The sequence below is a fragment of the Kaistia sp. UC242_56 genome, assembly GCF_044452255.1.
Taxonomy (GTDB): domain Bacteria; phylum Pseudomonadota; class Alphaproteobacteria; order Rhizobiales; family Kaistiaceae; genus Kaistia; species Kaistia defluvii_A.
The window spans coordinates 308,283-323,465 of sequence record NZ_JBIOAN010000001.1 but is presented as its reverse complement, the minus strand read 5'-3'; the positions used below and the strand labels follow the sequence as shown (position 1 = coordinate 323,465).

12 protein-coding genes and 1 pseudogene are annotated in these 15,183 nt (G+C 66.8%); 6 read left to right on the top strand and 7 right to left on the bottom strand.

Annotated features, from left to right (window positions below):
* Positions 1-203: 203 nt before the first annotated feature.
* Complete coding sequence (locus tag ACHMWQ_RS01520) at positions 204-770, bottom strand: SIS domain-containing protein (protein WP_396306133.1); 567 nt, start codon at positions 768-770, stop codon at positions 204-206.
* 192 nt (positions 771-962) lie between these two features.
* Between ACHMWQ_RS01520 and ACHMWQ_RS01515 the strand changes: the two genes are divergently transcribed.
* Positions 963-1,220: a hypothetical protein gene (locus ACHMWQ_RS01515; protein WP_396306132.1), complete on the top strand. Its 258-nt coding sequence runs from the start codon at positions 963-965 to the stop codon at positions 1,218-1,220.
* Between the two features lie 55 nt (positions 1,221-1,275).
* On the opposite strand, the gene ACHMWQ_RS01510 is transcribed toward ACHMWQ_RS01515, so the two are convergent.
* The gene (locus ACHMWQ_RS01510; RefSeq protein ID WP_396306131.1) at positions 1,276-1,836 is read right to left on the bottom strand and encodes a DsbA family protein; all 561 of its coding nucleotides are present in this window, start codon (positions 1,834-1,836) and stop codon (positions 1,276-1,278) included.
* Positions 1,837-2,193: 357 nt separating this feature from the next.
* Between ACHMWQ_RS01510 and ACHMWQ_RS01505 the strand changes: the two genes are divergently transcribed.
* Positions 2,194-4,365 (top strand): EAL domain-containing protein, encoded by a 2,172-nt coding sequence (locus ACHMWQ_RS01505; protein ID WP_396306130.1) that lies wholly within the window; start codon positions 2,194-2,196, stop codon positions 4,363-4,365.
* Complete coding sequence (locus tag ACHMWQ_RS01500) at positions 4,349-6,850, top strand: ATP-binding protein (protein WP_396306129.1); 2,502 nt, start codon at positions 4,349-4,351, stop codon at positions 6,848-6,850. The genes ACHMWQ_RS01505 and ACHMWQ_RS01500 overlap by 17 nt, the downstream gene beginning before the upstream one ends.
* Positions 6,851-6,898: 48 nt before the next feature.
* On the opposite strand, the gene ACHMWQ_RS01495 is transcribed toward ACHMWQ_RS01500, so the two are convergent.
* From ACHMWQ_RS01495 to ACHMWQ_RS01480, 4 genes are all read right to left on the bottom strand, one after another.
* Entirely contained in the window at positions 6,899-7,867 is a 969-nt protein-coding gene (locus ACHMWQ_RS01495) for a crotonase/enoyl-CoA hydratase family protein (protein WP_396306128.1), read from the bottom strand.
* A gap of 200 nt (positions 7,868-8,067) precedes the next feature.
* Positions 8,068-8,655 (bottom strand): IMPACT family protein, encoded by a 588-nt coding sequence (locus tag ACHMWQ_RS01490; RefSeq protein WP_396306127.1) that lies wholly within the window; start codon positions 8,653-8,655, stop codon positions 8,068-8,070.
* 102 nt (positions 8,656-8,757) lie between these two features.
* Positions 8,758-10,092 carry a sensor histidine kinase N-terminal domain-containing protein gene (locus ACHMWQ_RS01485; RefSeq protein WP_396306126.1) on the bottom strand — a complete coding sequence of 445 codons (1,335 nt, stop codon included), beginning with the start codon at positions 10,090-10,092 and terminating at the stop codon, positions 8,758-8,760.
* On the bottom strand, positions 10,089-10,751 hold the full coding sequence (locus tag ACHMWQ_RS01480; RefSeq protein WP_396306125.1) for a response regulator: 663 nt from the start codon (positions 10,749-10,751) through the stop codon (positions 10,089-10,091). The genes ACHMWQ_RS01485 and ACHMWQ_RS01480 overlap by 4 nt, the downstream gene beginning before the upstream one ends.
* A 98-nt stretch (positions 10,752-10,849) precedes the next feature.
* On the opposite strand from ACHMWQ_RS01480, the gene dsbD reads away from it, so the two are divergent.
* From dsbD to ACHMWQ_RS01465, 3 genes are read left to right on the top strand one after another with little or no spacing between them, the layout of a single operon-like run.
* Positions 10,850-12,700, top strand: a complete 1,851-nt coding sequence (gene dsbD, locus ACHMWQ_RS01475) for a protein-disulfide reductase DsbD (protein ID WP_396306124.1) — start codon at positions 10,850-10,852, stop codon at positions 12,698-12,700.
* Positions 12,697-13,323, top strand: coding sequence for a DsbA family protein (locus ACHMWQ_RS01470; RefSeq protein WP_396306123.1), 627 nt, complete (start codon positions 12,697-12,699; stop codon positions 13,321-13,323). Before dsbD ends, ACHMWQ_RS01470 begins: the two co-directional genes overlap by 4 nt.
* Positions 13,324-13,376: 53 nt before the next feature.
* Positions 13,377-14,042 carry a L,D-transpeptidase gene (locus ACHMWQ_RS01465; RefSeq protein WP_396306122.1) on the top strand — a complete coding sequence of 222 codons (666 nt, stop codon included), beginning with the start codon at positions 13,377-13,379 and terminating at the stop codon, positions 14,040-14,042.
* Positions 14,043-14,092: 50 nt separating this feature from the next.
* Here the strand turns inward: ACHMWQ_RS01465 and ACHMWQ_RS01460 are convergent.
* Positions 14,093-14,717: pseudogene (locus ACHMWQ_RS01460) on the bottom strand (GntR family transcriptional regulator).
* Positions 14,718-15,183: the final 466 nt, after the last annotated feature.

Sequence of the window (15,183 nt, the reverse complement as noted above, 5' to 3'; positions counted from 1 at the left end):
CCGGGAGCGGAGCGCTCGCGGGTCAAGGAGCTGGATCGTGGAGCGTGTTTAGGCGGAAGGCGTCGTGCTGCCTTGGGAAGGAGCGCGGCGGACATGCGCCGGCGCGGCCTGGGCGAGGGCCAGTTGGGCGGAATTGATGCGTCGGGGGAGATGCCAGCCTCCCTTGGCCGCCGGGCGGAAGGCTGGCATCGCTGGAGAGAAGTCTATTCCAGGTTGGTGTGGCGGGCCCGCATGGCTTCCGGCGTCGTCTGCAGGCGCTCGCGCAGCTTCAGGATCATGACCTCGAACAGTACGAACAGCGCGCCCTCATAAAGCGAGCCCATGGGCAGGATCGAGCTGCGGGCTTCGCCCTGGTCGTCGGCCATGGTCTGGGCCGGCAGGTGCAGGACGAGGTCGGCCATGGCCGGCGCCTTGCCGCCTGGCTGCGCGGTGATCACGGCCACGGTCGCGCCGGCGCTGCGCGCCACGCCGATCAGCGCCAGGGCGGTCGAGATCTCTCCGGGCCCGACCGTGAGCAGGAACAGGTCGCCGGGGCCGACCGGCGGCGTGGTCATGTCGCCCTCGACCGCGACCGGCACGCCCATATGGTAGAGGCGCATCGCAAAGCCCATGATCTGCAGGCGCTCGCGGCCGCCGCCGAACACGACCGTGCTCTTCGCCTTGGCGATGGCCTCGATGAGTTCATCGACCTTCTCGTCATCCAATCGACTGAATACGGTGCCAAGTTCTTCGAGCGCCGCATGGTAGGGGCTAGGGTCGACACGGGTCACGACGGTGGTTCCTGCTATGGAGTTTCGAATCCTTGCCAGTGAAGCACGGAGGTCGGGCGGACTGCAAAGGCCGTTAGCCCGATGTCTCACGATCTCCACGCATCGAGTCGGGTGGCCGCGTTGCGGCTTGACCGGCTGTGAGGCAGCGCGCAAGTAGGGCCACCCTTGACCGGAAATCTGCGGAGAAGAACGATGTCCGATAAGACCGAAGCCGAACTCGACCCGGAGTTCGAGGATTTCGAAGGCGATCATTTCCAGGTGACGATCACCGTTGACGTGATCGCCAGCAACCGGACCGAGGCGGCCATGCTCGCCTACTGGTCGCTGAATGACGAACTGCCCGACACCTTCGAGGTAAAGGACGAGGCCGGCGTCTCCGAGGAGGTCACGCTGACCGACGAACAGAAGGAAGAGGCGCTCTCCGACGAGCTCTCGCTGGACGTTCTCTAGCCAATATCAGGATCGTCCCCGGCGGCGCCAGCGCTGCCGGGGACGGGATCCTGGATCAGGCCGGCACCAGGCGCGACACCCAGGCCGATACCTCGTCGCCGCTGCTCAGGTCGGGCTGGATCAGTCCGTCGATCATGAAGGTCGGCGAGACGTGGATGCCGTTCTGGCGGGCATATTTGCAGTGCCATTTGATCTCGCGGTCCAGCGTGCGGAGGGCGAACGCCTCCTGCAGCGCGACCCCGCTATAGCCTCCCAGCCGTTCGATGATCTGCTTCGGCGTGACGTCCATGTTGGGCCCGCCGGCATGATGCGTGAATTCGAATTCCTCGCGATGCGCGGCGACGGCGGCCATGACCTTCTTCGCCGTTTCCTTGCCGCCCGGTAGCGTAGACGCCGCCAGGATGCAGCGGACGATCACCCCGGAATAGAGATGCCAGGGCTGCGACTGCAGGCGGATGGCAATGGTGATCCGGTCTTCGCCGGCTTCGGCGAGAAGCCGGTCGAGCTTGTTGAAGGTCCGAACCGAATAAGGGCAGGTGGGTTCGAGAAAGACCTCGAACCGGCGCGGGCCGTGTCCCCACACCAAGGGATCGGCGTGCCAGGCTGTCTCTGTCATGGAATTTCCTTCATGCGATGGCAATGGTATCGGCGCGGGTGCCCGTTCAAATGGGGAGCGTAGAGCGCCTTTCGGCTGGAACGCTCTCGCCGCCTGAGGCTTGTCCACATGTTTTGGGCGTGGTTTGGCCCGGACACGTCATGGGCTCGTTCGCGGGGGCGGCAAAGCAATGAAAACTGGTCGGATGGTCCCGCCAGCGCTACCACTTGTCCGCGGGTGAGCGTAAACACATAAATCACGCTCGATCCGACGCCCTCCGGCCGCTCGCAAGCAACTTTCAATGCTATACGGTCATCCCAGTTCAGCGTGCCAACGCTATCGCAAGAGGCCTTTTGTGTGTCCATGGCGCCAGCACTGATGCCCAAGATCCTCATCGTCGACGATAGCTCGACCAATCAGCGCATCTATTCGAAGCTGGCGCGTCAACTGGAGACCGAGCTGGATATCCGCACATTCGGAAATCCGCGAAAGGCTCTCGAATGGCTGGCGGAGAATACCGCCGATCTGATCATCACCGATTACAAGATGCCGACCATGTCGGGCGCCGAGCTGACCGCCTCCGTTCGCGCCGATGTGCGCAACTGGGATGTGCCGATCATCGTCATCACCGCCTATAGCGACCAGCAGTTCCGGGTCGAGGCGCTGGAAGCGGGGGCGACGGACTTTCTCCTCAGCCCGGTCGACCATGTCGAATTCCTCGCCCGGGCCAAGAATCTCCTCAAGCTCCGGGCCCAGCAGCTTCTGATATCGAAGCGGGCCGACCTGCTGGAGATCAGCCTGCATGCCAAGGAGCGGCTGCTGCGCGAAAGCCGCGAGGCGCTGGCCCAGGTTATCGATACCGTTCCCGCGATGATCAACGCCACGGACCGCGACGGCCGTTGCGTCTTCGTCAACGCGCATCAGGCGGCCTTTTTCGGCAAGGCGCCGGGCGAACTGGTGGGCAAGCCGATCGAGGCGCTTTTGGGCGAGGAGCGGGCTCATATCAGCCGCCGGCTCGACCAGCTCGTGCTCAAGACCGGGCGCGCCATCTCCCCGCGCCAGGAGGAAGTGCTGGCGCCCGATGGCGAGCCGCGCATCTACCTGACCAGCAAGGCGCCGCTCTATGACAGCTCCGGCGAGATCGCGAGCGTGCTCTCGACATCGATCGATATCACCGAACAGCGCCATGCCGAGCGGCGGCTGTTGCACATCGCCAATCACGATTCGCTGACCGGATTGCCCAACCGGCTGATGCTGCGCGACCGATTGCGGCGCGAGCTCGCGCGCGGCCGGCGCGGCGACCAGAACTTCGCCCTGCATTTCATCGACCTCGACCGCTTCAAGGCGGTCAATGACGCGCATGGCCACCACCGCGGCGATGAGCTGCTGCAGAGGGTCGCGGCTGCGCTTTGCGCGCTGGTGGACGAGGGGCACACGGTGGCCCGCCTCGGTGGCGACGAATTCGCCATCCTGCAGCCCGACATTGACGGGCCGGAGGATGCGGGCCGGCTGGCCCAGTCGATCCTCGACCTCCTCAACAGCAAGGAGGACAGCCCGCTCGCGCTCAATATCGGCGCCAGCATCGGCGTCACCCTCGCGCCGCTGGACGGGACCGACCCGGACGAGCTGCTGAAGAATTCGGACCAGGCCATGTACCTGGCCAAGTCGCTGGGCGGCGACACCTGGCGGTTCTTCGCGGCCGACATGCGGCCGCGCGCCAGCCAGACGGCCCATCTCGAGACCGAGCTGCGCGGTGCGCTGTCGCGCCGGGAATTCGTCCTGTTCTACCAGCCGCAGATTGACCTTCGCAGCGGCAAGGTCGTCGGCGCCGAGGCGCTGCTGCGCTGGCAGCATCCCGAGCGCGGGCTGCTGGCACCCGGCTCCTTCCTCGGTCTTGCCGAGGAAACCGGCCTCATCCTGCCGATCAATGAGTGGGTCCTGAACGAGGCCTGCCGCCAGGGGGCGGTCTGGGAAGCGGACGGGCTCGGCGATCTGCGCATCGCCGTCAACATGTCGCCGATCCAGTTCCGCCGCCAGGGCGTGGAAACCCTGGTCAAGGATGCGCTGCGCTCAAGCGGCATGCGGCCGACCCTGCTGGAGCTGGAGCTGACGGAAGGCATTCTGCTCGGCCATGACGAGCATATCGTCAAGCAGATGCATGTGCTGCGGTCGCTCGGCGTCACGCTCTCCGTCGATGATTTCGGCACGGGCTATTCGTCGCTGAGCTATCTGCGCAGCTTTCCGCTGCACCGCCTGAAGATCGACCGGTCCTTCGTCCAGGATCTGGGCAGCGATCCGAGCGCGCTCGCGATCGTGCGGACCATCATCGATCTCGGGCATATCCTGCATCTGCAGGTACTCGCCGAAGGCGTCGAGACCGAACCTCAGTTGCAGCTTTTGCGGCTCGAGGGATGCGACGAAGTACAGGGATACCATTTCAGCGGACCGATTCCGGCCGATGCTTTCGTCGCCTGGGTGATGCAGCATGGCCAGGCGGGCTCCGAACCCTCGCACGGGGCGACGGAGAATGAGCATGCGCGCGCCGGATAGTCTCGTTCAGGCGCTTACCGCACCCCTTCGCTGGATGGCTGCGCGGCTGCGGGACCGGCCCGATAGCGAACATGAGATGAGCTACAACCGGCTCGTCTTCGCCACCATCATCGTCATCGTCCTGCTGGTGAACCGGAGCAGCGACGACATCGGCTATGCGCTCGATGTCATGGCGCTCTACATCCCGCTCGCCTTGGGCGTGCTGTGCCACATCCTGCTTTATCCCGGCGTGTCGCGCGCGCGGCGCTTCTTCGCGCTGGTGATGGATTGCGGCTTCCTCTCCTGGCAGCTGCATCTCGGCGGCGAAGTCGCGGCGCTGTTCTTTCCGATCTATCTCTGGGTCATCTTCGGCAATGGCTTCCGCTTCGGCCTGTCCGCGCTCGCGACCGCCATCCCCGTTGCAACCCTTTGTTTCGGCGTCGTGGTTCTGACCACTCCGTTCTGGGCGCAGCGCTGGCATCTTTCGGCCGGCCTGCTGGCCGGGCTGGTCATCCTGCCGGCCTATGCCGGCACGCTGATCCGCAAGCTGTCGCAGGCGACCCAGGCGGCCGAGGAGGCGAGCCAGGCGAAAAGCCTGTTCCTGGCCAGTGTCAGCCATGAACTGCGCACCCCGCTCACCGCCATTGTCGGCATGACGGGGTTGCTGCGGGCCAGCCCGCTCGTCGCCGAGCAGCGCGACATGGTCGAGACCGTCGATGTCGCGAGCCGCTCGCTGCAGTCGCTGATCAACAGCTTGCTCGACCTGTCGCGCATCGAGGCCGGCCGCATGCCGGTATCGAATGGCGAGATCGACCTGATCGCGCTGCTGGTCGATGCGCGCCGGCTTGTCGAGGCCCAGGTGCGCGAACGCGACCTGACCTTCGACATCTACGTCACGCCGCGTACGCCGCTGCGGCTGTTCGGCAGCCGCCAGCACCTGCACGAGATCCTGGTCAATCTGGTCGGCAACGCCGTGAAGTTCACCCGCGAGGGCGGCGTGACGATCGCGGTCGACGGCCAGCCCGAGGAAGATGGCCGTTTCCGCCTGATCATGGAGGTCACCGATACCGGCATCGGCATCGCGCCGAAGGATCAGGACCGGATCTTCGAGGATTTCACCCAGGCCAATGCCAGCATCATGAACCGGTTCGGCGGCACAGGCCTCGGCCTGGCGATCGCACGGCGACTGGTGGAATTGCTGGGCGGGTCGATCTCGGTCGAAAGCGCCCTCGGCGAGGGCAGCACCTTCCGCTTCGACATCGTCGTAGCGACGCCGGTCGACGAGGGGCTTTCGGCGGAGGAACCTTGGCGCGAGCGCGGCGTGGTGCTGGTCTGCCGCGATGCGGCGCCCCTCCGCGACCTGATCGGCACGCTGTCCTCGCTCCGCGTGGCCCCGATTCTCGCCGATCCGCGCCAGGGACCTGCAAGGATGTTTCCGCCCGAAGCGTCCAACGCCATCCGGCTGCTGTTCGAGCCGGACAGCAAGAATCTCCCCCTACCTTCTATCGGCGCGACGGGATCCTCGAAGGGCGTGCTGATCCAGCCCTGGGTGCCGCCGGGACTGCCGCCGCTGGCGACCCGGCAGCGTTGCTCGAGCCTGCTGTCGGAGCGTCCGACGCCGACGGAACTGCGCCGCGCGCTGACGGTCGCCAGCCGGCTGAACGCGCCGGCGCCGGCGGAAGTCGTCGCCGCGACGCCGCGCCCGATCCGGCCGAGCCGTCCGCGCCGCATTCTTCTGGCGGACGACAACCGCATCAACCAGCGCGTCTTCTCGCGCATCCTCGAGGCGGCCGGTCACTCCGTCCTGCTGGCCGAGACCGGCGACCAGGCGCTCGACCTGCTGGAGGAAAAAGCGGACCAGATCGACATCGTGCTGATGGACTTCAACATGCCCGACACGGACGGGCTGGAAGCGACCAAGCTCTACCGGGTCATGGCGACCGGCGACCGGCGGCTGCCCATTGTCGGCCTGACCGCCGATGCGACCGCGATGAACGACAGCCGCTGGCGCGACGCCGGCATGGATGACTGCCTGATCAAGCCGGTCGAGCCCTCGGCGCTGCTGGCCGCCATCGACCGGATCACGAGTGACGAGCCGGACAAGGCCGGGCGCTCCGAACCCCGGCTTACCCTGGTTCGCAACGCCGTCCTGCCGAGCCTCGACGATCGGGCTGTGGAGCGCCTGCAACGGCTTGGCAATGCGGAATTCGTGGTCGAGCTGATGGAGGATTATCTGGCGGATGCCGAGATCATGCTGGAAAGGCTGATCAAGAGCGCCAGCCGCGGCGATCTCGAAGCGTTCCGCAGCGACGATCATGCGCTGCAGAGCAGTTCGGCCAATATGGGAGCGGTGGCGCTCGGCGCCATCTGCGCGCCCTGGCGCAACCTGCGCGGCGACGAATTGCGGGCGGGCGCGGCGGAATTTACCCGGCAGGCCAAGGCCGAACTCAGGCGCACGCAAAAGGCCATGCGCGCCTATTCGGCGCGCGAGGCGGGTCTGGGATAGCCGAAGGGCGGCTGGCGATGCGCCCGCGGGCGCATCGCCAATCGGGCCTTATTCGGCAGCCACGAGAACGGGCATGTCTGGCTGCAGGCTTGCGAGACGGCGGTTCTGGGCCGAGCAGAGCCGATCCATCTTGCGCAGGTCGGCCTCGGTCAGGTTCAGCGCCGCTTCCGCCCAGATGTCGACCACGTCGATCAGCTCGGAGAGCGTGACGGGATTGACGCGCCGGCGGGCCCGGTACAGGGCGTGATGGGCGTTGTGCTTGCGGTTGTGGCGCGCGATGTAGTCGAGCACGGCCGCCTGGCCCTGGCCGTCCTCGGCGAGCACATCCACCACGCCCATCTCATACAGTTCCTCGGCGGTGTGGATGCGGCCCGACAGGATCAGCGCTTCCGCCTTGTCCCGCGACATGCGCCGCGACAGGAAGCTGTAGGCGCCCATGCCGGGGAACATGTTGAACAGGATTTCCGGCAGGCCCATCTTGGCGCTGCGTTCGGCCACGATCAGGTCGAAGGAAAGGGCATGCTCGAAACCGCCGCCCAGCGCGTCGCCCTGGACCAGCGCCATCGTCACCACCGGCGCGTCGAACGCCACGGCGTTGCGGTGGATAGCCTCGACGGCGACATGGCCATAATGGCGCATCGCCTTCAGGTCACGGCTGCGGATGCGCTGGGCGAAATGGCCGAGATCGCCGCCCAGATTGTAGATGCCCAGCACGCCCGAGGCCATGACGAACCAGCCGAAGGGGGCCGCTTCCGGGCCGGCGAGGTTGGAGAAGGTCTGGGTGATCGCCTTCTGCATACGGCTGATGTCGCCCATCAGCTCATGCGTGTAGGAAGGCTTGCCCACCGGCTCCATGTAGCACCAGCAGGTAGAGTTAACCGTGTCGATATCGAGATGAAGGTTGTCATAGCCGATATCGTGGATCGCCCGGGCGGCTTCCGCCGCCGTCTGGATCGCCGAGCCGGCGTTCGGGTTGGCGAAGGCGATGGGTTCGTGGGTCATGCGAAGGGAAGTCATCGTCAGTCTCCTTTTGCGTAAATGTTTGGGCCGTCGCGGGGGAGGATGCCGCAAGACCGCCACCAATACATTACGCTCAAGAAGGCCGATGAGAGCAGATCCTAGCGTGCGTTCGTTGCTGAAGTTTACGTCAGGTCGTGCTGCATCCCTGAACGGCAGGGGTATGAAGCTTTCCGTGCGCCGACGGAAGAGCGTCCGATCTAGTCGGCGAGACGCATCGCGGCGCGGCCGCTGGTGAGGTCGGCGACCAGCTGCCGCACGGCCTCGACATCGTCCTGCTGGATGGCGACGACGAGTTCGCCACCCGTCTCAGTGAAGGTCTGCGACGTCACGCGGGTGGTGGGCCATGCCGCCAGCCGCGCCTGCAGCAGCGCCAGGTCGCCGAAGCCGCACAGGATCGTCGCCTCCTGCGTGACGACCAGCGGCTGCTTCTCCGCCGCGCGCAGGCACGCCGCCGCCGTGCCGCCATAGGCGCGGATCAGACCGCCGCCGCCGAGCAGGATGCCGCCGAACCAGCGCGTCACCACGACGGCGACGCCGTCGAGAGACTGCCCCTCGATCGCCTGCAGGATCGGCTTGCCGGCCGTGCTGCTCGGTTCGCCATCGTCGCTGAAGCGGTACTGCTGCCCGATCTTCCAGGCCCAGCAATTATGGTTCGCGGCCGGGTCGGAATTCGCCGCGATGAACGCCTTCGCGTCCGCCTCGTCGGATACGGGGCCCGCCACCGCGAGGAAGCGGCTCTTCTTGATTTCCTGCCGGAAGGTTTCGGATTTAAGAAGGGTGAACATCGCCGCCGCTCGTGCCTCGCCGATGCTTCATGCAAAGCCCGGCGCCGAAGATCAAGGGCGCCGGGTCCGTTTTGCCGCGATGGTTCCCTGCTGTGGCCCGTCTCACGCGCGCGGCAGGACGAAGGCGGCCTGCAGGCCGCTCCGGTCCTGCCGGTTGCTCAGCACCAGTTCGACGCCGAGCCGGCGCGCGGCGATGGCGACGATGGTGAGGCCGAGGCCGGTTCCCGACGTGCTCTTGTGGCGGCCGCGATAGAAGCGCTGGGTCACCAGGGCCAGTTCCTCCTCGGGGATGCCCGGGCCCTGGTCGATGGCCATCACGCCCCGCCCGTCCGGTGTCGCGCACCAGCGGACGAGGCCGCCCTCCGGCATGTGGTGGATGGCGTTTTCATGCACGTTGCGCAGGGCCAGCATCCAGGTGTCGCGCGCGCCGGGCAAGGCCAGCCCGGCCAGCGCAGGATCGATCTCGACCTGGACATTGGCAGCGAGCGGTGGCGCGGTCGCGACGATTTCCGCCAGCAGGTCGCTGGCCGTGTGGGCACCCTCGCGCGGGGGAGCGGCCTCGGCTTCCAGCCGGGTCAGCACCAGCAGCTGGCGGACGAGCCGGGTCGTCCGGTCGACGGAGACGAGGATCTGCGACAGGGCGCGATCCCGCACCGCCGGATCGGCGGCCGCCCGCGCCACCTGCGCCTGTGTCTTGAGCCCGGCGAGCGGCGTGCGCAGTTCATGCGCCGCGAAGGCCGTGATCTCGCGCTCATGCCGGCGCGCCGCTTCGACCTTGTCGAACAACGCGTTGAGCGCGTGGGCGAGCGGCTGCACCTCGGCGGGCAGCCGGCTCGCGTCGAGCGGGCGCATGTCCTCGGCATCCCGCCCCTGCAGTTCCGTCGCCATGCTGCGAAGCGGCCGCAGGCCGCGCCCGAGGCTCGCCCAGGTCAGAAGCCCGAACAGCGGTAGCACCAGCAGCGCCGGCGCCAGCAGGCCGACGATCAAATCGTTGACCAGCTTGTGGCGCAGGCCGATGCGGTCGCCGACCATGACGCGCACGCGTTTCACCGGGTCCTGGATCGTGTAGACCCGCCAGGGTTCGCCATCGACGATCCGGTCCGAATAGCCATCGACGTTCTCGGCGAGCCGGGCGGCGGGCGCGCCGCTCGACCGGGCGACGAGTTGGCCGTCCAGCGACCAGATCTGGCAGGAGAGCTGGCGCTCATAGCCGGGTACTTCCGCCGGCAGCGCGGCATTCAGGGCATCGACCGAGGCCGGCATGGTGTGGGCGTCGACGAGCGAATGCACCATCTTCGCCGCTTCCTGGAGCCGGGTGTCGAGCACATGCTCGAGTTCCGAGCGGCTGCCGATATAGATCCAGGCGCCGGCGCTCAGCCAGATCAGGCCGGTCGCCGCCACCAGGATGAAAAACAGCCGGCGCCGCAGCGAGGTCATGGGGCCGACCCCATGCGATAGCCGAGCCCGCGCACGGTCTCGATCGCGGTGCGGCCGATCTTGTTGCGCAGATTGTGGATGTGGACCTCGACCGCGTTGCTGTCGACCTCCTCCTGCCAGCCATAGAGCCGCTCCTCGATCTCGCCCCGCGAGCGGATCGTGCCCGGCCGTTCCATCAGCGCCGCCAGCACCGAGAATTCGCGCCGGGACAGGGAAATCGGCTCGCCGGCGACCGTGACGGAGAGCGTCGAGGGATCGAGCGAGATCGAGCCGGTTTGCATCAAAGGGGCGGCGCGTCCGGCGTGCCGCCGTGCCGCCGCCCGGACCCGCGCGGCCAGTTCGTCGAGATCGAAGGGCTTGCCGATATAGTCGTCGGCGCCGCTGTCGAGACCCCGGATGCGGTCGGATGTCTCGTCCTGCGCGGTGAGGAGAAGTACGGGGGTATCATCGCCCGCCCGGCGCATGTCGCGCAGCACGTCGAGGCCGGATCCGTCCGGCAGCATCAGGTCGAGCACGACGGCGTCGAACTGCGCGGTGGCGAGCGCCGCGCGCGCATCGGCGCAGCTCGCCACGCAATCGACCGTGACGAGGCCGAGCGCCAGGCCGACCTTCAGGCCGTCCGACAGGACTGGATCGTCTTCGACGACGAGAACGCGCATGCGGGGATCCTCTGCTTTCGCTCTCTATTCTCCGTGAGACTTAAGGCTGGCTTAAGGTGCTCATCCGATGGTGCGCCTCCATCCCGCACGGAGTCGCAATGTCGGGCAAGTTCTTCCTGTATCGCATGATCCTGGCGCTTGGCGTTTTCGTCACGCTGCTGGCCGCTGTAGCGAGGGCGCAGACGCCCTTGCCGGCGGATGTCGCGTTTCGTCTTGCCGCGCATCGCGATGCCGGCGGGCCGCTGCGGCTCGAATGGCAGATCGAGCCCGGGTACTATCTCTATCGCGACAGGATCTCGATCGCCGGTGGCGACAAGCCGATCGCCATCACCGCGCCGCCCGGCGAAACCAAGGATGACCCGAATTTCGGCCCGAGCGAGATCTATCGCGATCGCGTCTCCATCCCTCTCGCGGATGCTTCCCTGCCGAGCGGGCAAGTGCGGGTCACCTATCAGGGCTGCGCCGAGGACAGCATCTGCTATCCGCCGGTCACCAAGGCGCTCGATCTCGCCACGCTGACGCTGACGGATGTCGAGACGGGGCTTGGCTTTGGCACGCAAACCGCGTCGGCCGCTGCCGTCGCGCCGGCCGCCCCGGCCGAGACAGGCCTAGAAACGCCGCCGGCAAGCTCGCTGATGGGCGGCAGCCTGGCGCTGACGCTGGTGAGCTTCCTCGGATTTGGCCTGCTCCTGTCGCTGACGCCATGCGTCTTCCCGATGATCCCGATCCTGTCCGGCATGCTGGCGCGGGCCGGGGAACAGCTTTCCGCCCGGCGCGGCTTCGTGCTTTCGAGCGCCTATGTCGGCGCCATGGCGCTGGCCTATGCCGTCCTCGGCCTCGCCGCCGCCTGGTCCGGCCAGAATCTGCAGGTGGTGCTGCAAGCCCCCTGGGCGCTCGGCCTGATGGCGGCGGTGTTCGTTGCGCTCGCTCTGTCGATGTTCGGCCTGTTCGAGCTGCAGGTGCCGGCGCGCTGGGCCGGATGGATCGCCGGGCGTACCGGGGCGCGAGCCGGATCGGTCGCGGGCGCCGCCGGTCTCGGCTTCGGCTCGGCCCTGATCGTCGGGCCCTGCGTGACGCCGCCGCTGGCGGCCGCCCTTCTCTATGTGGCGCAGACGGGCGACGGCCTGCGCGGCGCGGCCGCGCTGTTCGCACTCGGCCTCGGCATGGGATTGCCGCTGATCGTCTTCGGCACCTTCGGCAGTCGTGTGCTTCCGAAATCCGGCCCCTGGCTGGTGCGGGTCAAGCAGGCCTTCGGAATCGTCTTTCTCGGGCTCGCCGCCGCCCTGTTGCTGCGTGCGCTGCCGGAGGAATTCGCATTGCCGGTCTGGGGTGTCGGGGCGCTGGGCGCCGCGGTGTTCCTCGGTGCCTTTGACGGCCTGACGGCTGCGACAGGTTGGATCCGTCGGCTGGAGAAGTCCGCCGGGCTGGCGCTTGCCATCTATGGCGCGACCCTGATCGTCGGCTTTGCCGGGGGCGGCACCGACCCGCTGCGGCCGCTCGCTTTCCTCGCCGGGGCGGGGCCTGTTGTGGCCGTTGTGCCACAGGCGCTGACCGCTCGCTCGGAAGCGGCGCTGGATCAGGCCTTGTCGGCGGCTAGGGCCGAGGGGCGCCCCATTCTCGTCTCGTTTACCGCAGACTGGTGCACCGTGTGCAAATCGAACGACCGCGTTCTGGCGGAGCCCGGTCTTGCAGCCCCGCTTTCCGGTGTCACTTTCATCAAGGCCGATGTGACCCGGAACAGCGAAGACAGCCGCCGGCTCATGCAGCGCTTCGGCGTCGTCGGGCCGCCGACGATGTTCCTGCTCAGCGCCACCGGCTCGGAACTGGCCGGATCCCGCATGATCGGGGCGATCGCCGCCAACGACTTTGCCCAGCGGCTTGAGCGCGCCGTCTCTCCCGGCAGCCAAGCGCCCAAGGACAGCAGTTTTCCAGAATGGAGCCCTTCATGAACCGCCGCTTTTTCCTCGGAACCGCCGCGAGCCTTCTTGCCTCTTCCGCGATCGTTCTTGACGGTATGCCGGCCCTCGCCAAGGGCGTCGATGTCAACGCGGTCCTGAACGATCCAGAGGCGCCGACGGGCGGCAACCCCAAGGGTGACGTCACCATCGTCGCCTTCTTCGATTACAACTGCCCCTACTGCAAGACGTCGGCGGCCGACCTGGCGCGCGTCGTCAAGGAGGATGGCAAGATCCGCCTGGTCTACAAGGACTGGCCGATCCTGACCGAATCCTCCGTCCAGGGCGCGCAGTTCGCGCTGGCGGCCAACTACCAGGGCAAGTACGAGACGGCGCATCACGCGCTGATGGGCATTTCGGGCCGTGGCGTCACCGGCGACACGATGCTGGAGGCAATCCAGGCTTCCGGCGTCGACATGAAGCGGCTGCAGGCGGATCTCACCGCGCATGGGCCGAAGATCTCGGCGCTGATGCAGCGCAATCTGGCGCAGGCCGAAGGTCTTGGCATGAGCGGCACGCCGACCTATCTGATCGGCCCCTTCCGGGCCTCGACGCTCGACTATGACGGCTTCAAGGAAGCCGTCGCCGAAGCGCGCCGGCGGCAGGCCGCCAACTGATCCCGCTTTATCTCAACCCCTCTTCTTCGTGACCACTACGGAACCCCCCAAGCATGTCCTTAAGCCTTCCCCCCTTCTTACGGCGGATGACGGTTGCCGTCCTGCTGCCGCTGGCGCTCGCCGCCTGCGCCTCGACCGGACGCGATTTCTCCGCCCCGCTGACGCCCGCGGTCGATCCGCAGGTGGCGCGCCATTACGCGGCGATCGAGACGGAGAAATTCCCGGTTCCGGCCGTGCCGCTCGACAAGTTGAAGCAGCGCAACATCCGCACGCAGGTCGATTATTCGACCGACCAGCCGCCGGGCACCATCATCGTCGACCCGCATGACCGCTATCTCTACCTGGTCCAGGAAGGCGGCAAGGCGATGCGCTATGGCGTCGGCGTCGGCAAGGCAGGGCTGGAGTTCTCCGGCACCGCCAATGTCCAGTACAAGCGCCAGTGGCCCCGCTGGACCCCGACGCAGGACATGATCGCTCGTTCGCCGGAGATCAACCAGCAATGGGCAGGCGGCATGGAAGGCGGGCCGGAAAACCCGCTCGGCGCCCGCGCGCTCTATCTGTTCCAGGGCGGCAAGGACACGCTCTATCGCATCCACGGCACCAACCAGCCCTGGTCGATCGGCGAGGCGGTTTCGTCGGGCTGCATCCGGATGATGAACCAGGACGTGATCGACCTCTATGGCCGGGTTCCCGACGGCTCGAAGGTCGTGGTGCTCTAAGGCGAAGGGGCTCTTCCGATGGAGGAGCCCCGTCTGCTCGTTCGTGCGCGCTAGCCTTCCGGCGGATCCAGCATGTCGCCGAGCAGGCTCAGCGTGTTGCGCAGCGAGGTGTCGAGATGCACCCGCATCGCCTCCATGGCCTGCTGTGCATCGCGCGCGGCGAGCGCCGTCAGGATCGCCTGATGCTGGGCAATCGTCGTCTCGCCCAAGCCCGGCTTCGGCAGCGCCAGATAGCGTTCCGCGATCCATCTGCGCCTTCGAGATATCGACGGCGCGCCACAGCATCGAGAGATTGTTAATCTCCGCGATATAGCGGTGGAACTGGTCATCGAGCCGGATGGCGTCGGTATAGCGCTTTCGCCCGATCGCGGTCTGGTGCTGGCCGACAATGTCTTCCAGCTCCTCGAGATGGAACGGACTGATCTTCGCCGCCGCCCTCCGCACGCTCTCGACCTCGAGCGCGTTGCGGATCACATAGGCTTCCTCGATCGCGTCGCGCGAGAGCGCGGCGACGAAGGTGCCGGTCTGGGCATAGACGTTGATCAGGCCCTCGTCGCTCAGCCGCTTCACCGCTTCGCGCACCGGCGTGCGCGAGACGCCCAGCTGCTCTGCGATCTCGACCTCGTTGACGGACTGGCCGGGCCGCAATTGCCCGATGATGATCAGCGTGCGCACGACCTGATAGATCTGGTCGCGCAGCGGCGACTTGCGGTCCAGGTTGACCAGCTGCAATTGCAGTAATGCCGCTTCGGCCACCCGCTTGGATCCTCTCCCTAATTCGCCGATGGCAGCCAGTCCGAACCTGGTGCCGCCCGCCGGGCCGGATGGCGCTTCCGCGCCCGCACGACCCGTGCCGCTTTACTGTTATATTACTGGCCCGCCCCACCGCAAGCGCAGCTGCTTCGAAGCGCGGTGAGCCGAAAGATCCGCGCCGGCTCGCGAGAGCGGTCAGAAGCCGATCGTTATCAACGATATGGCAGAATAAACCGGACAATAAAACTCAGGAATTCAATCTTCCCCGAGGTGTCCAACCACGCGTTGAAGCCCGCTTGACACGTTACACTAATATAACAGAGAGTGCCGTTGCGTTCCGGCCAATAGAGGTAGCGGTTGGGGCGCGCAGGGGAGGAGACCCTCGCGG